Raw genomic sequence first — 18,891 nt, 5'->3', positions numbered from 1 at the left:
GTGACTTTTATCAGTTGTTATTAATGCTTTTATTTAGAAATTCTTGTTAAGTCGCTCTTGTTAAACTGTTCTTGTTAAGCCAGAGTGCTCTCACGATAGGTATGTTGAATGAGTTCAACTTCATCCATTGAAGCAAGTAGCGCATTCACACAGCTGGCATCGAGTTTCACGCCAGCGAGCTTAGTTAACTCCTCTGCTGCTTGTTGGTTACTCCATGCCTGTTTATAGGGGCGCTCACTGGTTAATGCATCAAAGATATCTGCAACAGCAACGACTCTGGCTTCGATAGGGATCTCATCGCCGACTAGCCCTTCGGGATAACCCTTTCCATCTAAGCTTTCATGGTGGTAGAGAACAATATTTCTCAGCATATGAGTGTGACTTAGACTATTGAGGTGATAATTTTCTAAAAGGCGATCGACTAGTTTATAGCCCTCAATGCTGTGTGTCTGCATCAAGGCTCTCTCCTTTGGCAGTAGTTTGCCATTTTTGAGTAAGATCTCATCAGGAATGGTGATCTTGCCGATATCGTGCAGTGGAGCAAACAGAAAAAGGTGCTCTGCGAAGTTATCATCAAGATCGAATTCGTCGGCAATTTTACTTACGATCAAGCGAGAGTAATGGGCCATACGCTGCAGGTGCTCGCCAGTTTCTGGATCGCGGAAATGAGTAACGTCAATGGCGGTTCGCATGGTCGATGCCAATGTTCTTATGCTAGCCAGCTCACTGGATATCACCAGTGAAATTAAGTTACCGACCAACTCAAGGTGATCTAAACAGGCTGGTTCAAATGCTTGAGTTTGTTCTGCATTGAAGAATATAAATCCGACTAAGCCATCATCTATGATGATTGGTAGACTGTAGCTACTTCGAAAACCCGCTTCGAATATTTTCTGTGCATGTAGATGTTTACTGTTTTCAAATACTGATAAGTCTTGTTCTAGCCTAGATTGCTGTGTTTCGGCAATCTGGTTTAGCGAGTAACAATCTTTTAAAAGTGCGTAGTAATGGTTTAGTGGGGTGTCATCACCACTATAGATAAAGGTTCGCACCATACCAGTATCAGAGTCATAAAGTGCCACTGCAATTCGGGTTATTGCCGGATAGATGACCTTAGTCGAGAGGTGGATATGTTTTAGCTTACGTAAAGCCGAGGGCTCATTATCTAAAATTAAAGAGTGACGTAACATTAGATACTCGCTTGCTAAGGGTTGATCTCTTTACTTAAGTATAGTTTATCCATGCATAAAGTGTGGTTTTTAGGCTGAATGACTAGCTACAATTATTAGCTTTAAATAGCGGTTCTGTTTTACGGGGATCTTTTACCCGAATAGAGTTTTTATCCACTCTACTCAGGCAATTAATCGTGGTTTATCTTACCTGTTCCAGTGCTTGCTCAACATCAAAAATAATATCATCGATATGCTCAATACCCACTGATATTCGAACTAAGTCTTCACTTACGCCTGCTTTAGCTAGCTCCTCTGCATCGAGTTGCCTGTGAGTGGTTGAAGCTGGATGACATGCTAGTGATTTTGCATCACCAATATTCACCAAACGTAAGATCATTTTTAAGCCATCGATAAAGTGACCCCCCGCCTCTTTCCCACCGCCAGCAAGGGTCGATTTAATGCCAAAACTGATGATCCCCGATGCTTTGCCATTGGTGATCTTATGGCAATTATCTTGAAAGGGACTATTTGGTAGGGCTGCATAGTTCACCCAGCTGACTTTTGGATGTTTCTCTAAATATTCAGCGAGTGTCAGCGCGTTGCTACAGTGACGCTCCATACGAAGCGACAATGTTTCTAAGCCTTGAAGTAGTAGAAACGCACTTTGAGGTGCAAGTGCCGCCCCCGTATTACGCAGGGGCACAACACGGCAACGGCCTATAAAGGCGGCTGGGCCAAAAGCTTGGGTATAAACAACGCCGTGATAGGAGGCGTCGGGCTCGTTGAGTAAGGCAAAGCGCTTAGGTTGCGCAGCCCAATCAAATTTACCTGAGTCGATAATCACGCCACCTATGGTCGTGCCGTGGCCGCCAATGTATTTTGTTAATGAATGGATCACGATATCGGCGCCATACTCAAAAGGTTTGCACAGTACTGGTGTTGCAACCGTATTATCAACCATTAAAGGGATACCATGCTTATGGGCAATATTGGCTAAGCGTTCAATATCGACAATATTGCCTGCTGGGTTTCCTATGGACTCACAAAATAGTGCTTTGGTATTTTCGTCAATCAAGGCCTCTAAGCCATCGAAATCATCGAAGGCCGCCATACGCACATCGACGCCTTGGCGAGGGAGTGTATGGGCAAATAGGTTATAGGTGCCACCATAGAGTTGGCTGGTGCTGACAATATTATCGCCCACTTGGGTCAATGCTTGAATTGCATAGGTGATAGCCGCCATGCCAGAAGCCACAGCTAATGCACCTATGCCTCCTTCGATGGCTGCTAATCTTTGTTCCAACACATCAGTGGTGGGATTCATGATGCGTGTGTAGATATTTCCCGGAACTTTAAGATCAAATAGATCGGCGCCATGCTGGGTATCATCGAAAGTGTAAGACGTGGTTTGGTAGATAGGAACCGCAGCAGCTTTAGTGGTGGCTTCCGATTCGTATCCGTGGTGCAGTGCCAGTGACTCGAGTTTCATCTTATCTTTCCCAATCCATTTGAATGAAAGTTGAACATAACAAATGGCCATCTAGATGTCTAGTTTGGTGTGTTGGGGAAACCATTTGGATGTTTGATTTGTTATTCGAGGGTTCGTAAAATGGAAAAATGGATATTTTTTAAAGGATTTAAGATGAAGTGCCCTAGAACCAATACAGATTTAACTTCCGTGAAAGTGGGTGGGATCACTGTGGATATCTCTGAAGCTTGTGGTGGTGTATTTTTTGATAATCACGAGCTTGAGCATTTTGATGAGAAACATGAAAGGAGAGGGCAGGTACTTGTTGAGCACCTTAGTCAGTTTGTGCCGCCACAACTGAATTTAAGTGAGCGTATCTCCTGTCCTAAATGTACTGATGTGGTGATGGCTAGGCACTTTTATAGTCCAGAACATCTGGTTGAAATCGATGAGTGTCCTGGGTGTGGCGGTATATGGTTTGATTATGCTGAACTTGAAAAGCTTCGAGAGCAATTTCCAAATCAAAGAGACAGGCAGAGAGTTGGAGAGAGGTTTGTCTCTCAGATGGAAACTAGCTCCCGTTATATCACTCATCAAAGGGAGCTGGAAAGCAAAGAGGAGTTGGCTAGCCGTTTACGAAGAAGAGGGCTGTACTTCATCGACTTTTTTCTAGAGTGATCATTATTCATAAGGGGGCTTATTTGTAATATGAGTTAGGTTGACCTTCTCCTTTATCCTTGTGTGAGAAATGTATAAATTTTTCTATGTAAAACCGTCTTTTAGAGTTACATTTCTTATTATTAGATAGGTTGTCATATACCAATCGGTATAAGAAAGTGATCTACTCAGAGTTTTTTTAGCAAGCTAATTCAAGGCGAATGAATGACAGAATGGTTATTCCCTTGTGAGTTCATTCAACGCAGAAGTAGGCAGCCAAAAACACTCCTTACAGGCGAGTTTTAGCGCATCCGATGCTGTGTTAACGAGCTTAAACGTAGAATAACTATGTTCCTCACTCGTTGCCTTGCCTCAGAAGCGCTAAACTCTCGCTGAGCGATCACATCTTTATGCCGATTGGTATTAGTAGGTTAAATGGAGTTTATGCAGAAGAGTAATATCAAAGGCACCTTAGTTCGCTGGAAAGATGATAAAGGCTTCGGTTTTATCCAAGCTGAGCCTGAATTAGATAGAGATGTCTTTATTCATGCCTCAACCCTAAGCCATATGAGCAGGCGCCCCAAAGAGGGAGATATTATCTATTTTCAACTTGAGCGAAAATCAGACGGTAAATTCAATGCTGTTGAAGCATATATTGATGGTGTTGAATGTAAGAGTGAAGAGGATACCAACTCTAAGGCGAAAAAAGGTCTGAGAAGTCAACAAAGAGATACCATTAACAGCCGAAAAAGTGCGAATCAGTCTCAGGGGCAGACGAGAGGTATCCTCTATCGCATCGGGATCATGATGTTGGTATTGGCTGGTGCGAGCTTCGCTTATAACAGGGTGGTGGGCTCTTCGGGAGTAGCTAATGACTCATTTGAGCTGTCACAAAGCAGTATCATTGCCGCAGACAATACACCCTCTTCCATATCAAATACTGGGGTTAATGCTATATCTAAGGCTTATCAAAATAGGCTAAATGGCGTGCAGGTTAGTTCGTCTGGTACGGTTGTTAAGCTACTTGATGATGACAATGAGGGCAGTCGCCATCAGAGGTTTATTCTGTGTCTATCCAATGAGCAAACCTTGCTGGTTGCCCATAATATTGATCTCTCTCCTCGTATTGAAACTCTTGCTCTAGGTGATATTGTCGAATTTAACGGTCAATATGAGTTCAACAGTAAGGGAGGCGTTATTCATTGGACCCATGATGACCCCCAAGGAAAGCATGTTAGCGGCTGGCTTAAGCATAATGGCCAAATTTACCATTAGAGTGATTTTGAAGCTCACTTAGGTTAGCAAAGGGAGCATTTATCATTCGTACGTGAGGGGGTTATAATATCCATCTCTCTCTTAACTCGCTTAACTCAATATGCAGCTAAAACCTCTCTCTAAAGGGCGATTTCATTCGCTCTGGCAGCAGGAACATCATGATATCGAAGAGATCATGGCAGACTGTGTCAGTGATACTCGTCTAATGCCCGCTCATCATAAATTGATGGAGCAGGGGCAAAAAGTGAGTACGCTTATTCTTGTTAAGCGAGGGCGGATCTCCATGGGATATACCGCGAGAAATGCGCGTAGCTTTCAGTTAGGTACTATGGAGTGCGATTCCCAGATTTTTGGTGAGATGGAGTTTTTTAGCGATTATCTGTGTCAGCTTGATATCATCGCCGAAGAGGAGTTGGAGGTTCAGATTATTTGTGGCGATAAGCTACAAAGAGCACTCACTCAAAAGCCGATGTTCGCCCTTTTTTTTGCCAGTGCAATAGCGATTGATTATCAAGATACGGTGGATATTTTGACCCGTCGTATGCTCTACCCTATTGCCTATAACATCGCTTATGATCTCTATCACCAATACCTTAATGATCAACCTGTAGATGGTTTTACTAAGTGCTATCTGGAGGCGGAACGTTTTGCCACCACTGATAGAGTCTATCGTCGTGCAGTGAAGAGGTTAGAGGAGCTGGGGCTGATCTTAAGGGATAAGGAGGAGGGGATAGTGATTAACGATCTCGATGGTTTGATCGCTTATATCGAGGAGAGATAATTAAAAAAGCCCCGCGAACGACAAGTTTGCGAGGCTAGTTTTAGGGTAGTTTATGCTACCTTAGAGAGTGACAAACTTCTTTGCTTCTCCTGTTGTTGACTGGCTTTCATCATCAACAAACTGAGTCGTTTAGCTCGTCTCATCTTGATTTTTCGCATTCTCGTTTTAACTCTAATCGTTCTCGGTTTTCGCATGGCAGTTCGCTTATCTCTGTCATTCTAGAAGTTAAAGTTATACCGATTGGTATCGGGCTCGATTATACGATCTTTTACTTTCAAAATTAAGCCATAGCTAAACTGTTTTCAGCCGCTTGGCGACGTGAAACAACTAACATGGTTAAAATAATGGCGTATATCACTGGTATGGCATACATCACACTTTGTAGACCGATAATGGTTTCGAACATCGCACTGATGGCTGGACTGAACATGGCGCCAGCACTGCCGCTGATTAAGATGTAGGAGACATTTTTACTACTGGCTTGCTTCACAAATGAGACGCCATAGGCGATAAAAGCATTGTAAAGTGCTGCACAGGTGAAGCCGTAGCCATAGGTTAGATATCCCATCCATTCAAGCTTGTCTGTGGTGACAATGATGCTAGTGATCACTAGCGCTAAGGTCATCATCCCCATCAGAAAGTGCTGAATTTTGACTCTGGAAACGATAAGTGTTGAGACTAAGGCACCGACAAGCGCCGCGGACCAGTATTGAGTGATGATATTACCCGCTTCCTCAAATGGGATATCAAACTTCTCTTTAACGAACATAGGTGCCCATGTAAGGAAAGTATATAGGGCTAACATGCCGAGGAATAAACCGATACCTGCGCTGATTATTGAGAAGTTCCACTCAGATTTTTCACCGATTTTACAGCCGCTTGCATCACTTTTAGGCTCACACAGATCGAAATTAGTCAGCAGCGTAACGTTTGCGGTAATAAGTGCAACCAGTCCCACGGCTAGGTAACTGTAACTCCAGTTAAGTGCATTACTCAGGGCGTATGTCGTGATAAGCGGGAAAACCACACCAGCAACATTAAAAGTCGCATCTTGGACCACCAAGATGGTGCTCTGTATTTTATCTTTCCATACTGAGACCACAATGGTTCCCGCAATACAAAGGCCCACGCCACCACATAGACCAATCAGCATCATGGCGATCATTACGACACTTAAGGAGGAGGTGAAATGTAGGCTTGCTGCACTGATGGCAATCAGCATATAGCTGATGAGAGTAATACGCTTAACACCTACCTTCTCTATCAAGAAGAAGGCGGCGATGGTGCCAGCTAGTGCGCCACCATTGAGCAGAGAGAAGATAGAAGCCACCTCATTAATATTGGCGGAAAACTTCTCTGCAATGGGTTCAATCAACATGCCAAACTGCGTTGCAAATCCCGCCATAATAAAGTTAGCGAGGAAGCTTAACAGGGTTAAAGAGATTTTATTTCTCATCATAGATTCCTTAGTCTTTTAAATCTCGCAGCACGGATATTGATTATTTTTATATGTTTTGAGAGCTTCATTTTTACCTGCACAGAGTGTTGCAGGGCTCAATGAATCATCTTTGTGCTGCGAGTGTATTTAGTCTGGTTTCAGGCGAAAGGTTGGTACTAGCAACAAGCAGTTTCTAGCGCTAGCTCAATCATCTGATTAAATGAAAGCTGACGCTCTTCGGCCGAGGTTTCCTCGCCTGTGATGCAGTGATCTGAAACCGTTAAAATAGCCAAAGACTCAATGTGTTGCTGATGGGCTAAGCCATACAGTCCCGCCACTTCCATATCCACTCCCAATACGCCAAAGCGCTCAAGGGCTGGGATCATATCTTCATCGGGATCGTAATACATGTCACCACTGAAGATATTGCCAACCTTGACGCTGATCTGTTTATCTTGTGCGGCTGTATACGCCTTATGGAGTAGGGAGAATGTGGCTGAAGTTGCCATCTGATAGCCGCTGCTGCGTTTAGCATTGGTTGGAGAGTCTGTGCCAGCTGCTTGAGCTAAAATGACATCGTGTAGTTTGACATCTTTTTGTGTTGCTCCTAGGCTGCCCACACGTATGATACGTTTCACACCAAAATCATTAATAAGCTCATGGGCATAAAGCACCATAGAGGGGATCCCCATACCGTGTCCCATGACCGAAATACGTGTCCCTTTATAGAAGCCAGTGTAACCAAGCATGTTTCTTACATTGGTCACCTCAACAGCATCGGTAAGATAAGTTTCGGCAATATACTTAGCACGCAGTGGATCGCCTGGCATGATGATGGTTTCGGCAAAGTCGCCAGCTTGGGCATTAATATGTGCAGTCATAGATAACTCGCTTTCTCAAAATTCGCCTTGTCACCTTTTATATTGATGCACAAGAGCGGTTAAATTTATCCGATGGTAAGGCGAGGAGATGAAAGCTTTAAGGACAAAAGTCCGCATTGTCGAATATAGAGGAATTTTTTACTCAAACTTAACCATTGACTCAATGCAGCCCAAAGTGGGAAAAATATAGAAAGTTTGTTTGTCTAATACTTGCGGGGTATACCAATTGCATTCAGTATGTAATCAATTCAGAGTGCCTCAGGGTTTTCAACTCAAGGCGCATTGATGAGGAAATGTTATTCCCTTTTAACTCAATGCAACTGGTATCTTGAGCAAGTATGCTAGCTAACTGTGCTGTAATAGAGAAATTTTCAAGATAGACCTTCTGCTAATGTACTCATTTGTAATCTCGTGTAATACTTTGGTATTATCAAAAAAGGTAAACTGGCTCTAATCATTAACAGCTTGAAATACAAGGATGTATATATGAAATTAGAAAATAGGGATATTGCGATGAATAAGCAAGCCTCAGGTGAAGCAGATGCAGAAGAGGAGTTGTTTTACAGTGAGTTGTCTCAATTTGAGCTCGCTGAAAATGATACTTATCTGCAGAGTAAAACGCCCCTTGATGATGAACAGAGCTTATCAAAGTTTGCCAGAATAAAGCTGGAGGGAACTTCAGGTTTCTTTGGACAATTTATATACCTTATCAACATGTTAGATGTAGCGATTGAGGTTACACTCAGCAATGTTATGACTCGATATAATCAACAACCAGGCTGGGAAAAAACCGAGTCATATACAATCCCCCCTAAGCAGAAACTTCACCTAGGTACCAGCAGTTCTGGAAAGGTGGCCAATGGTGCTAATTACGAGTATTCACTATTGAGCGTTAAAGCATCGGATTAATTAGCATAATACGCTAGCGTGATGACCACCCTGATGTTCCACTTTATATTGATTGGTATTATACCAATCAATATAAAGATTTGATCGCTCAGCGAGAGTTTAGCGGTTCTGAGGCAACACAACGAGTGAAGAGCATAGTTATTCTACGGTTAAGCTCCCTCTTTGTTTATAAAAAGTCACAGTATCAGAACCGCTAAAACTCGCCTGTAAGGAGTGTTTTTGGCTGCCTACTTCTGCGTTGAATGAACTCACAAGGGAACAACCATTCTATCATCCATTCGCCTTGAATTAGTTTGCCAAAGAACACTCTGAGTAGATCAACTTCTTATACTGATTGGTATTAACCAACGTGTTTCTGTTACCACTTATTGCATTTTTTTATCGCTTTTGGTGCTGCAGCGGCGACTGCAACACCTGTGGTACCACCTGATTGGGCTGTGATGTAAGCAGAAGCAGAGCCGACCGCGGCTTTGCATAATTTATCTCGCCAATTTTTGGCTAGGTTTCCAGCCATTCCATCTCCTGATAAAGCGCCATTAGCGCCAAATACCTTTCCTGATAGGTTGGCTGACCAGCCACCACATTTTGTGGTTTTGAAATAACCGAAATCGATGCCCCAAGTGCGTTTGCAATAGATGACATAGTTTTTATTAGGTTTAATGTTGTAAAGGGAGAAAGGCATGCCAGACAAGAGTTTAGTGCCATTTTTCCCCCCGCCTATTTTCCAAATAAAGTGAGGGTTGTGGTTATCATCACTGATATTGATACCTTTTTTCTGTCTTTTATATTTTAGCCAGCCATAGGGATTTAAATTTAGAGCGACGACATCGCCGTACCTAAGTTGCCCATCTCCCTTTTTTCTCTTGACCAACAAGTTCATCTTCTTTGATGAAGGTTTGCGGCACCCCAGATTGGCTGCGAAGGTTCTCTTTTGATGTTTTAAGCCACAGTTACTGGCTAAATTAACGAGTTGGTATCGGTTACCACTGAGAATGGGGCGGCCCACGGTGCCAGCATTCATGGTCCATTGAATAACATTGAGCTTTTTATTCATGTTTTTAGGAATGCTAAATGCCAAGGCATTATCTACTGCCTGATTACTGCTTATGGCCTGATGCTGCATCTTTATCATGGTTGCTTTTTTAGTTGGAGAACGATTTTCTGCATGAGCGTTAGTTAGCCCTAATAGGGGCAGGGCAATAAGCCAAATTAATGTGGTGGTTTTCATGGTGAAGCTCCTTTAATTTAAAAGTTAATTTCCATTTTTAACTCTGTTTTTGGCCTTTTTATCAGACCTTTTGATAGTAATGAGTCAGTCAGAGCCTTGCTTAGACGGCAGATCAATAATCATGGGGCAAAATGAATCGGCGGCAACGATTGTGACTTCGAAACCATCCCAGTTATTGGTTGCTGGACTCTTAGTTCGGGTATAAAACACGTTGTTATCAATCTTTGAGTGAAACAATTTATGCTCTCGAGCATTAATATTTTTCTTGTCTCGTCGATACCAAAGGCCGGAGGCATACCAGCCTTGAACGCCGATGGCTGGGTTTATTGAGTCTCCCTTGGCAAATTTAAGTACGCTTTGTCGTGCGATAGGTGCCAACTCATTCCAAGGTTTGCTTCTATTGTTCTCGCGTCTTTTGACTTTCTTCTTGCTGCAGTTCCCTGGGATTTTTCCATCAAAGTCTTTGGCGTAATAGCGTTTGCATTTACGTCCTGAACGGGTCCATTTATGGTTGATAGGTTGTGAATAGAGTTGGGCGAGCTTGTCGAGCTTCCAGGTTAAGTTACGCTTGGTTTTGCGAACAGCTGAAAGTTGGGCGATAGCCCATAGCATGGTATTAGCCTCAACTTCAGTGGGGTGACCATAGGTCTCTCCATCTATCATTCTGGCGAGCCAAATAGCCGTGTCGGCAGAGATTTTTTGCTCATCACCATCGCCATAGCATATTTGTCCTAATAGACTCTCTTGAGGCAAGGTTTGGGCACTGGCGTTTGAGATGGATAACATCATGGCACTAAGCAAGCATAAGAGACTATGTCGTTGAGTGTTGGAGTTATAAACCGTCGATATCATGAATCCGTTCATCTTCTTACTCTCGGTGTTTATTCGGTAATTAACACCATATAAGCCTGTAATCCGCCTGTGAAATCGTCATTTTCTATTGAGTGATTAGTTAAATTAATCGGCTCTTTTCTTGGCCTCGATGACAGATCACAACTGAAGGTGAGTATGGTTGGGAGGGGGAAAGATGGCGCGAATAAAGGGCTCAGTTAAGGCTGTAAAAATAGGGCTGCGCGATTTTTAAGGGTATCAATTACCTCTTGATAGAGAGAGGTTAAATACTGATTACTATGGTAATAGAGAACGAGAGGATTACTGACGATGTGTGGGTAGGGGATGATCTCAATGTCGTTTAAGTCAGAGATTAAATGGCGGGAGACGATAGCTTGACCAAATCCCAGTTTGACTCCATCGATCACCCCATAGATATCGTCGTAATAGCAGCGCTTAAGGCTGACATCGCCTAACCCCTGACTTTTAAAAAAGCTGAAGGTGGTCATATCCTGAATGTCATGATCTAAAAAGACCTGATTTTCATCTGTGTGCTCTTTGTGACGAGCGTGAACTATCTCCTCTTCACCTATTTTTACCTTGTTGAAGTTGATGAGATCGTTGAAGTGATCCAATACAATAAAATCAGCCTCACCGGTTTTTAGCATGGAGGGGAGATCTCTCATCTCACGGCTGAAGAACTCCACATGAATATCCTCTGAGCTGTCTAAAATAGGTTTTAGGGCGGGCATAATGACAGAACGCAGTATTGAGCTATATGCCGCCACTCTTAGGGTTCCACATCTACCACCGTTACTGCGGCCCGATATTTTGGCTAATACCTCCAGCTCCATACTCGATAGGTTACGCACATACTCTAAGAGAAGTAGGCCAGATTGGGTGAGAGTGACACCGTCATTGCCTCTGATAAACAGTGTGGTCTCTATCTCCTGCTCCAGTTTGAGTACCCTCTGGGAGAGTGCAGGTTGAGTGATGCACAGGGCATCAGCGGCTGTGTGGAAGTTTTTTGATATGGCGACCTGATAAAAAGCCGATAACCTGTCCTTATTTATCTTCATGACGAGCCCATAGGTGAGTGCCTGTTGTGTATCTTTGCACAAGTTTAGGTGGATAAGTAGTCTGTTTTTTGTACTGCTTGGTTCAGAGAAATTAAAGCTGAATCACACTTCGATGTTTAATATTGGCAAATGGTGGTAACTCCTGCTCTTTGTGACAAAATACCGCCCCTTTAAAATCAGACCTTTAATCCAGTGCAAGACAAGAACTTCGATACACTCGCGCATAAATTTGCCAAAAATATCTATGGAACACCCAAAGGTGATATTCGAGCCGCAGTTGTTTGGCGAGATCTGCAACTGGCTCTCGCTGAGCTGGGGGACAGGCCTTTAAGAGTATTAGATGCTGGTGGCGGCTTTGGCTTTTTCAGTCAAAAGCTAGCGGCGCTTGGTCATGAAGTTATCTTGTGTGATATCTCTGCAGAGATGTTGTCTCTGGCACAAGCCCAGATAGATTCTGCTGAGAGTGACTTGAATATTCGCTTAGTTCATAGCCCTATTCAGGCGTTAACGCTAGCTGAGTATGGTCAATTTGATCTGATTTTATGTCATGCGGTGGCTGAGTGGTTGACCGATGCTAGAACGACATTAAGTCAATTAACTGAGTTACTTAAGCCTGGCGGTTTATTCTCTTTGATGTTTTATAACAAAGAGGCGATGCGTTTTCATAGTTTAGTATCGGGTAATTTTGATTATGTGGCCGCGGAGTTTAAAATTAAGAAAAAAGTGGGGCTGACGCCAACCCACCCACTGTTTATTGATGATGTAAGAGGTTGGTTTGATGACTGGAACATGGAGTTAGTATCTCAGTCTGGGGTGAGAGTTATCCATGATTACCTTAAACATTGTCAGCCACAAGGTTTCGATTACGCTAAGCTATTGGAGATGGAGCTTACCTATTCTCAGCGAGAGCCCTATATCTCTTTAGGTCGTTATGTGCACTTTATCGGTAGAGGATAAAGTGCACCTTAAGTTGTTTATAAATAGCTCCCTTAGTTCAGGTTAACCTATTGAGTACTACTGCCAATTAACCCTGATACTAGAGTCGGTAGACCCTGCGCTGAGCTGATGGTTACTGCCGCTCTCCCAAATCACCTGATTGCCATTTTTCTTAATAAACTTAAATTGCAGTTGGGTGTTTGTCGGAACGCTGACATCTTGATACCAGTTCGGGTACTGCTCAACAACTTGGTTATAGAAGGGGCCGATAGCTTTGTTGGGATCCCAGCTACCAAGCTCTGGGGTATTACCTACAAGGTAGATTGCTTCCCCCCATTGGGTGTAACCATTTTCCAGAATAAAACGTACCGACTTTTGCGGTCCAGTAAGTACATCTAGATCTGGATAGCTGCTCTGTCCGTTTGATGTGGTGAGCTTGACTGAGTAAGTGCCTGCAGAGATAGTCGGGATCTGGATTTTTACTTGTGTGTCGGACCAGCTAAGAACCTGTGCATTTGTGGCTCCAACTTGAACCGCTCCTGTGTTGCCAAATCCTCGTCCATCTAAGGTGAGGGTATCTCCAGGCGCTGCCATCATTGGGCCTACATGGCCAAGTTTTGGTTGAGTTTCACTGGCGGTATACTGCCAAACTCCGACCTCTCCACTGCTTAAGTTGAATGGAGTGACGGCGCCATTGGCTGAGACGTCGATACTGTTACCATTGAGTTTACCTGAGAGGATATCTGGGTAGTTTCCTTGAGGCAATGCGGCGAAGAGGCCTGTTAAATTATAGGATTGGCTACTGCTGCGATTGATGGCAACCAGAACCACACTACTGCCAAATTGACGTTCATAAACATAGACATCTGAGTTTGACCAGCGCTCCTGAGTATCGCCATAAGCCAGTGCTGGATTAGACTTGCGCAGAGGCGCTAGGGCTTTTATCACATTGTAGGCTGTGGTGGTTTGATTAAAGTTTGGCATCATTGCGCGATTATCAGGATCGCCGTTGCCAGTTAGGTATTGCTCGGTGCCGTAGTAGATCCCTGGAACGCCACGTGAAGTTAGCGTGAAGGCAAGGGCCTGCTCGATGCGGCGTTGATTGACGCCTGTTTGCTGGAACCTGTCCATATCGTGATTGTCGATAAAGGTGACTTGATCGATTACCTCCTGATAGCTTGAGGATGTTGCCTGTATCATCTGATCCAGTGCACGCATATCGGCAGTTTGATCGCGGAACACTTTACGGGTGGTTTGTGCAAACTGAAAGTCCAGCAGACTCATGCCGCTATTGTTGGCAAAATCATGGTTAGCGGGATCAACCTCATTGCTGCCCAAAAACCACTCCCCGAAACTAAATACGGGTTTATGTTTGTAGATGGCGCTCATCCACTTCTTCTGCCAGCCTAAGGGCATATGCTTGACTGCATCCACGCGGATCCCATCGACGCCCTTATCTAACCACAGGGCAATAGCCTCCTGTAGATACTGACCCATCTGTTGGTTTTCATGATTAAAGTCGGCTAAGTCGAAGAGATTGCGATAGATGCCATCTTCAATGGTTGAAAAATCGGTACCGCCGTTGTGGTGAAACAAGTTGGCAGAATCATTACTATAGCCGCCCATCAAGACGCCATCATTATAGAGTCGGCCATTTTCAGCATAACTGCTGTCATCACTGGAAGCGGGTGAGCTGTGGTTGGGGGCAAAATCGATAATGATCTTAATCCCTAAGTTATGTGCGGTTTGGATTAAGGTATCGAACCTGTTGAAAGTACCAAAGTAGGGGTTGGTTCGCTTAAAGTCTCTGGCCCAGTAAGCATGATAGGAGGTGCTTCCTTGGGCGTCATTGAGCACACCGTGAATATTTTCGACGGGCTGAGAGATCCACAATGCGGTGATCCCCATATCGCTAAAATACCCATCGTTGAGTTTATCTATGATCCCCTGCCAATCACCACCACAATATTTTTTTAGGTTGCTACAACTGCTATCTAACATGGCTGGTGGCGGGTTATTACCGCTATCCCCGTCTAGAAAACGGTCGGTGACTATCTGATATATCACATCGGTTGAATAGTTCACCGTATTACTCACATCCGTGTCGCTAGCTAAGCTTGGAGTGGCAATCAGGGTGGCAAGCAGCGGCAGTAGATGAGGCTTTCGTAAGGCAGAGTTTAAGCGTGTCATTGAGTCTATCCTCTGTTGTTATTCTGTTCTGGCTCATGTTTAACATCTAGGGAGCGAAGAACGGCTTTTCAGGGTATGGATGATTCTGTTGTAAATTTGATGTTTTTTGATATGAATTTGTAATTTGACACTCTTTCATAGCGGAAAATATAAGCAAGTTTTTGCATACGTATTCATTATCTAGTCATTGGAAAGTGAGGGAACTTAAGTGTATTTCGAGGACGTTTAATTGAGAAAATAGCTCATTGACTCTCTTTTTTTATCTTTCCTCCATACTTTTAAGTATTCATAACATACTGTTTAGTTGATAATTTTTTCTTTCTTACTTCTCAGGATAAGAGACTGGCACGCATTGACAACGAAACCTGCCTGAAATTGTGTAGGTTAAATAATGATGTGGTGCTTTCACTGTTTGTCTATTGATAGATGCGCTTAATAGACTTGAGGTCATTTTACCTATAAACGCCTGTGACCACATTCGCTCCCTAAAGGGGCAGAGGAACAAGTGAGACTCGATTTGAGCTCCTTGTTAAATTTTGGATTGTGGTCAGTTTAAAAAACTCATAGAGAGTACTGAAAAGAGTGCTGAGTTGTTACTGATCACGTTTTAGATTGAGATAGGCTTAGTTATGACTAATAAGAATGACAATCAAGCGTTTTTGGATTCGCCTGAGTATCTTAAGCTCCAAGAGCAGTTAGCCCTGTATGAAGACTTACGTAAAAATGGCGTTCCAGAAAGTAGTGCGCTCACAAGAAGTGCTTTCTCCGATGGGAGTATGGAGCGAGCAGCGGCCAATGATTACCAAAGGCTTTGCCCCGTAGATCCTGATAATCCTAACTATCAACCTGGCGCCGTTACTGGTGCTGGCATGCATGAACTTCCTGAGTTTCCCTTTCCTGTTCTGCCGCAGGATTCAGATACTACCACTGAGATTTTGCGTAAGCAGTTGGTACAACTTGCATCTGAAAATAACTGGCATGATTTTGACCGCTTAGACGGCACGCCAGTGCATGGCAACATCAACTCTGATGAGGTGAGTAACAACACGCCTTGGACAATTCGAGGAACGGCAGCATCCCGTGCCGATAGGGCGCAAGAGGGAAGTTTTGGTGTCGATGATGCTTGCTTACAGCGTGAAGATGATTGGCAGTTATTCGATGCCAGTTTTCGATATGTAAGCGCCAACTTAGCCCGCTTAGTGTTAATTGGTGGGCCTGCATTGGTGTCGGGGTTAATATTCCTGCTCTCTAAGTTAATTGAGCTTATCTTAACAGGAGGTGATGCCAAGTTTGAGATCATCGAACCTATCACCTCGGCTGTGCCCCCTGTGCGTGTCCATGATGCACAAGATCTGCTTTTTTATCCATATGATACTGACTCAAATGGCCAACGCATCGATGACCCACAGTATCCTAAACCCACATGGCATGAGGAGTGGGAGAGTGATGATGTGATTGCAGACCTGCAACTTGCGGCCCAAACACCTGTGTTTAATTACTTTAAGCCTTTTACTCAGTATCAGGATAACTTCCCTATCACCAATGGTATGTTCAGACGTATTGCGGGGTTTGAGAATGACGACCTTGATGATGCGATGAGTGAAGGTCGATTGTTTATCACTGATTTTCATGAGTTTAATGATGAGGTTTTGGCTCAGTTTCAGCCCGGTCGCTCCCATTTAGATGTGCCCGCTTCTGGCGGACGTCTCTATGCTTCAATTGCGCTGTTCGCTGTGCCTTTGGGGAGTGATAAGCTAAAGATTATTGCAATTCAACCGACTCAACGACCACCAGAGCATGATTTTGAGTGGTTCTGGTGGTACACCTTTGGTATCGGTAATAACGCCAATCCCGCTTCGAAAATAATTACACCAGCCGATAATGAGTGGACATGGAAGATGGCTAAAAATACATTTACCACCATGTACTCCATGTCCAATGTGGTGGATCACCTTTCAACTCACGTGTTTCTCTATCCGGTAGCCACAGGCTTTTATCGTAATATTCCAGAGATGCACCCGTTGTCGGCATTAATCTTACCCCATTTGACCTCACTGGCTTTTAATAACTTTACTGGGATCTTCTTTGAAGTGGGTACACGCCTTGAGGATGAAAATGGCGATCTTATCTATGGTGATCCCCTTAATGGGTTATTGACTGGAGCAGTTAATTTGATCTCAGGCTTTAGCAGTAAATCTTTCTTAGACAGCACGGTTAGACGCTCACAACATTACCATTTTGTTGAGCATGGCCAGCCACTGGACCGCGCTGAGCATCCTGAGTTTAATGCCATTGGAGATTTTCCTCAGCATGATGATAATACCGAGATTTGGGGGGCTATCCGCCGATGGGTGAAGGGGTATATTCGCCTCTACTATAAAGATAACGCCGATGTCAGAGATGATTATGAACTGCAGGCGTTTTTAACTGATGTTGCTGGTGCTGGAGTGAATGGTTTCCCTCATTCAGTATCAACAAGACGTGAGCTTATCAATACCGTGACTCACCTTATCTACTGGATGAGCGTTAACCATGCCCTGGGTAATTTCTCTGCATTCCAGCCTTTAGGTGCATTGGGTTACTACTCATCACTGCCACTGGATCCGAACCAAAGCCGCAGTAAACATGACTGGCTTGGTGCGTGTCCACGCTTAAATGTTGGCATGGCGCTGTTTGAGTTTACCCGTTTGTTTGTTGACCTGCCGACCCCTTGGCATCGCTCATTGGGTAAGTACCCACAAGGTAACTTCATGCATGATCCACGTGTTTATACCCATCTGCATGAGTTTGAAAATAAAATCAAAGAGATTGATGACGGCTTGAGAGAGAAGAACAGTAATAGACGTTGGGCCTATGATCTTAGATATCCTTCAACAATGACAGTAAGTCCTTGGAACTAATAAGGGAGAGAGAAAATGTCAGAAAATACCATGAGTCGCAGAAAGGCGATAAAACTGATGGGCAATGTCACGGCTGCGGGGATTGTCTTGTCATCAACGAGTGTGAGTGCAAGCTCTGCGCTGTTGTCGGGTGGCGCCGATACCGCTTCATTGAACGGTGAGGAGTACCTAGCGCACCTGTTGTCACGCAAGTTTGCCAACAGTAAACAGGTAACACAGGCGGAGATTAAATTGTTTTCAAAGCGTTATATCGAACATCAAGGGGAGAAGTTTGATCCTAGGGTGAATCTAAAGACGCCGTTGGATGAACTTAATCTGATGAGAGAGTTTGTGATGAGTGTGAAATACAGAGCGGTTTAATTAACAGTTCAATAGAGGTTTTATACCAATCAGTATAAGAAGTTGATCTACTCAGAGTGTCTTTTGGCAAACTAATTCAAGGCGAATGGATGATAGAATGGTTGTTCCCTTGTGAGTTCATTCAACGCAGGAGTAGGCAGCCAAAAACACTCCTTACAGGCGAGTTTTAGCGGTGCTGATGCTGTGTTAACGAGCTTGACCGTAGAGTAACTATGCTCTTCACTCGTTGCCTTGCCTCAGGACCGCTAAACTCTCGCTGAGCGATCAAATCTTTATACTGATTGGTATCATTAAGCTGTGTGCTGGCTTTAAGCCAAAGGTTTGCCCCCTTTGGCTTATTTTTTTACTGCCGTTAAATGATGAGATGTTCTCTTTTATCTTCCACACCATCCCACTGCTCAGCATCAAGAGGTGCATCAATAACCTCTGTGATCACTGGCCAGATCTGAGCAAGCTCAGCATTGAGTTCAAGGTACTGCTCCATCCCTTCAGGTAGGGCATCTTCTTGAAAGATGGCCGCAGCAGCACACTCAGGTACACACAGTTCGCAATCGATACACACATCGGGGTTGATGGCTAAAAAATTTGGCCCTTCATGGAATGCATCGACGGGACATACCGCGACGCAGTCAGTGTATTTACATCTAATGCAGTTATCTGTGACAACGAAAGCCATATTATTCTTCGCAACTTTGATTTGATTTCTGTTAAACTCTCGCCCGAAAGTCTAACTCGCAGTGCCGGGATCATACGGATCCAATCACGAATTTCAATGTTTTTTGATTT

The 18,891-nt window shown here is 43.8% G+C and carries 16 protein-coding genes; 7 read left to right on the top strand and 9 right to left on the bottom strand.

Annotated features, from left to right (window positions below):
• Positions 1–74 precede the first annotated feature (74 nt).
• Positions 75–1,190, bottom strand: coding sequence for an HD domain-containing phosphohydrolase (locus SWOO_RS17675; protein WP_012326031.1), 1,116 nt, complete (start codon positions 1,188–1,190; stop codon positions 75–77).
• Between the two features lie 181 nt (positions 1,191–1,371).
• Positions 1,372–2,661, bottom strand: a complete 1,290-nt coding sequence (locus SWOO_RS17670; RefSeq protein ID WP_012326030.1) for an O-acetylhomoserine aminocarboxypropyltransferase/cysteine synthase family protein — start codon at positions 2,659–2,661, stop codon at positions 1,372–1,374.
• 153 nt (positions 2,662–2,814) lie between these two features.
• On the opposite strand from SWOO_RS17670, the gene SWOO_RS17665 reads away from it, so the two are divergent.
• The 3 genes from SWOO_RS17665 (at position 2,815) to SWOO_RS17655 (ending at position 5,353) form a co-directional block, all read left to right on the top strand.
• The gene (locus SWOO_RS17665) at positions 2,815–3,318 is read left to right on the top strand and encodes a TFIIB-type zinc ribbon-containing protein (protein ID WP_195742809.1); all 504 of its coding nucleotides are present in this window, start codon (positions 2,815–2,817) and stop codon (positions 3,316–3,318) included.
• Positions 3,319–3,741: 423 nt separating this feature from the next.
• Entirely contained in the window at positions 3,742–4,572 is an 831-nt protein-coding gene (locus tag SWOO_RS26515; RefSeq protein WP_012326028.1) for a DUF3465 domain-containing protein, read from the top strand.
• 100 nt (positions 4,573–4,672) lie between these two features.
• Entirely contained in the window at positions 4,673–5,353 is a 681-nt protein-coding gene (locus SWOO_RS17655) for a Crp/Fnr family transcriptional regulator (RefSeq protein WP_012326027.1), read from the top strand.
• Positions 5,354–5,633: 280 nt separating this feature from the next.
• On the opposite strand, the gene tsgA is transcribed toward SWOO_RS17655, so the two are convergent.
• Together tsgA and deoD are read right to left on the bottom strand one after the other, a co-directional pair.
• Positions 5,634–6,809, bottom strand: coding sequence for an MFS transporter TsgA (tsgA, locus tag SWOO_RS17650; protein WP_195742983.1), 1,176 nt, complete (start codon positions 6,807–6,809; stop codon positions 5,634–5,636).
• 158 nt (positions 6,810–6,967) lie between these two features.
• A complete protein-coding gene (deoD, locus tag SWOO_RS17645; protein WP_012326025.1) occupies positions 6,968–7,672 on the bottom strand; it encodes a purine-nucleoside phosphorylase in 705 nt (234 codons plus the stop codon).
• A 486-nt stretch (positions 7,673–8,158) separates the two neighbouring features.
• Here deoD and SWOO_RS17640 point away from each other — a divergent pair, with 486 nt between their 5' ends.
• Complete coding sequence (locus SWOO_RS17640; RefSeq protein ID WP_012326024.1) at positions 8,159–8,581, top strand: hypothetical protein; 423 nt, start codon at positions 8,159–8,161, stop codon at positions 8,579–8,581.
• A gap of 358 nt (positions 8,582–8,939) precedes the next feature.
• Here the strand turns inward: SWOO_RS17640 and SWOO_RS17635 are convergent, their stop codons facing one another.
• From SWOO_RS17635 to SWOO_RS25585, 3 genes are all read right to left on the bottom strand, one after another.
• Positions 8,940–9,809 carry a hypothetical protein gene (locus tag SWOO_RS17635; RefSeq protein WP_012326023.1) on the bottom strand — a complete coding sequence of 290 codons (870 nt, stop codon included), beginning with the start codon at positions 9,807–9,809 and terminating at the stop codon, positions 8,940–8,942.
• Positions 9,810–9,893: 84 nt separating this feature from the next.
• A complete protein-coding gene (locus tag SWOO_RS17630; protein ID WP_012326022.1) occupies positions 9,894–10,673 on the bottom strand; it encodes a hypothetical protein in 780 nt (259 codons plus the stop codon).
• Positions 10,674–10,858: 185 nt separating this feature from the next.
• Positions 10,859–11,719, bottom strand: coding sequence for a LysR family transcriptional regulator (locus SWOO_RS25585; RefSeq protein ID WP_012326021.1), 861 nt, complete (start codon positions 11,717–11,719; stop codon positions 10,859–10,861).
• A 192-nt stretch (positions 11,720–11,911) separates the two neighbouring features.
• Between SWOO_RS25585 and SWOO_RS17620 the strand changes: the two genes are divergently transcribed.
• On the top strand, positions 11,912–12,676 hold the full coding sequence (locus SWOO_RS17620) for a methyltransferase domain-containing protein (RefSeq protein ID WP_012326020.1): 765 nt from the start codon (positions 11,912–11,914) through the stop codon (positions 12,674–12,676).
• A 57-nt stretch (positions 12,677–12,733) separates the two neighbouring features.
• Here SWOO_RS17620 and SWOO_RS17615 read toward each other — a convergent pair whose 3' ends face one another.
• Positions 12,734–14,845: an alpha-amylase family glycosyl hydrolase gene (locus SWOO_RS17615; protein WP_012326019.1), complete on the bottom strand. Its 2,112-nt coding sequence runs from the start codon at positions 14,843–14,845 to the stop codon at positions 12,734–12,736.
• A 629-nt stretch (positions 14,846–15,474) separates the two neighbouring features.
• Here SWOO_RS17615 and SWOO_RS17610 point away from each other — a divergent pair.
• Together SWOO_RS17610 and SWOO_RS17605 are read left to right on the top strand one after the other, a co-directional pair.
• Positions 15,475–17,745: a lipoxygenase family protein gene (locus SWOO_RS17610; protein WP_012326018.1), complete on the top strand. Its 2,271-nt coding sequence runs from the start codon at positions 15,475–15,477 to the stop codon at positions 17,743–17,745.
• Between the two features lie 15 nt (positions 17,746–17,760).
• Complete coding sequence (locus tag SWOO_RS17605) at positions 17,761–18,105, top strand: hypothetical protein (RefSeq protein ID WP_012326017.1); 345 nt, start codon at positions 17,761–17,763, stop codon at positions 18,103–18,105.
• A 352-nt stretch (positions 18,106–18,457) separates the two neighbouring features.
• Here SWOO_RS17605 and fdxA read toward each other — a convergent pair whose 3' ends face one another.
• Positions 18,458–18,781 carry a ferredoxin FdxA gene (fdxA, locus tag SWOO_RS17600; protein WP_012326016.1) on the bottom strand — a complete coding sequence of 108 codons (324 nt, stop codon included), beginning with the start codon at positions 18,779–18,781 and terminating at the stop codon, positions 18,458–18,460.
• Positions 18,782–18,891 lie beyond the last annotated feature (110 nt).

Origin of the sequence: Shewanella woodyi ATCC 51908 (assembly GCF_000019525.1) — a bacterium.
Lineage (GTDB): Bacteria > Pseudomonadota > Gammaproteobacteria > Enterobacterales > Shewanellaceae > Shewanella > Shewanella woodyi.
Note: the sequence above shows the minus strand (reverse complement) of the source record. Positions and strands in the feature narration are given on the sequence as shown.

What these genes read in the sequence shown, in the direction of transcription:
- SWOO_RS17675 (WP_012326031.1), bottom strand. Translation starts at nt 1,190, where the DNA reads ATGTTACGTCACTCTTTAATTTTAGATAATGAGCCCTCGGCTTTACGT.
- SWOO_RS17670 (WP_012326030.1), bottom strand. Translation starts at nt 2,661, where the DNA reads ATGAAACTCGAGTCACTGGCACTGCACCACGGATACGAATCGGAAGCC.
- SWOO_RS17665 (WP_195742809.1), top strand. Translation starts at nt 2,815, where the DNA reads ATGAAGTGCCCTAGAACCAATACAGATTTAACTTCCGTGAAAGTGGGT.
- SWOO_RS26515 (WP_012326028.1), top strand. Translation starts at nt 3,742, where the DNA reads ATGCAGAAGAGTAATATCAAAGGCACCTTAGTTCGCTGGAAAGATGAT.
- SWOO_RS17655 (WP_012326027.1), top strand. Translation starts at nt 4,673, where the DNA reads ATGCAGCTAAAACCTCTCTCTAAAGGGCGATTTCATTCGCTCTGGCAG.
- tsgA (WP_195742983.1), bottom strand. Translation starts at nt 6,809, where the DNA reads ATGAGAAATAAAATCTCTTTAACCCTGTTAAGCTTCCTCGCTAACTTT.
- deoD (WP_012326025.1), bottom strand. Translation starts at nt 7,672, where the DNA reads ATGACTGCACATATTAATGCCCAAGCTGGCGACTTTGCCGAAACCATC.
- SWOO_RS17640 (WP_012326024.1), top strand. Translation starts at nt 8,159, where the DNA reads ATGAAATTAGAAAATAGGGATATTGCGATGAATAAGCAAGCCTCAGGT.
- SWOO_RS17635 (WP_012326023.1), bottom strand. Translation starts at nt 9,809, where the DNA reads ATGAAAACCACCACATTAATTTGGCTTATTGCCCTGCCCCTATTAGGG.
- SWOO_RS17630 (WP_012326022.1), bottom strand. Translation starts at nt 10,673, where the DNA reads ATGAACGGATTCATGATATCGACGGTTTATAACTCCAACACTCAACGA.
- SWOO_RS25585 (WP_012326021.1), bottom strand. Translation starts at nt 11,719, where the DNA reads ATGAAGATAAATAAGGACAGGTTATCGGCTTTTTATCAGGTCGCCATA.
- SWOO_RS17615 (WP_012326019.1), bottom strand. Translation starts at nt 14,845, where the DNA reads ATGACACGCTTAAACTCTGCCTTACGAAAGCCTCATCTACTGCCGCTG.
- SWOO_RS17610 (WP_012326018.1), top strand. Translation starts at nt 15,475, where the DNA reads ATGACTAATAAGAATGACAATCAAGCGTTTTTGGATTCGCCTGAGTAT.
- SWOO_RS17605 (WP_012326017.1), top strand. Translation starts at nt 17,761, where the DNA reads ATGTCAGAAAATACCATGAGTCGCAGAAAGGCGATAAAACTGATGGGC.
- fdxA (WP_012326016.1), bottom strand. Translation starts at nt 18,781, where the DNA reads ATGGCTTTCGTTGTCACAGATAACTGCATTAGATGTAAATACACTGAC.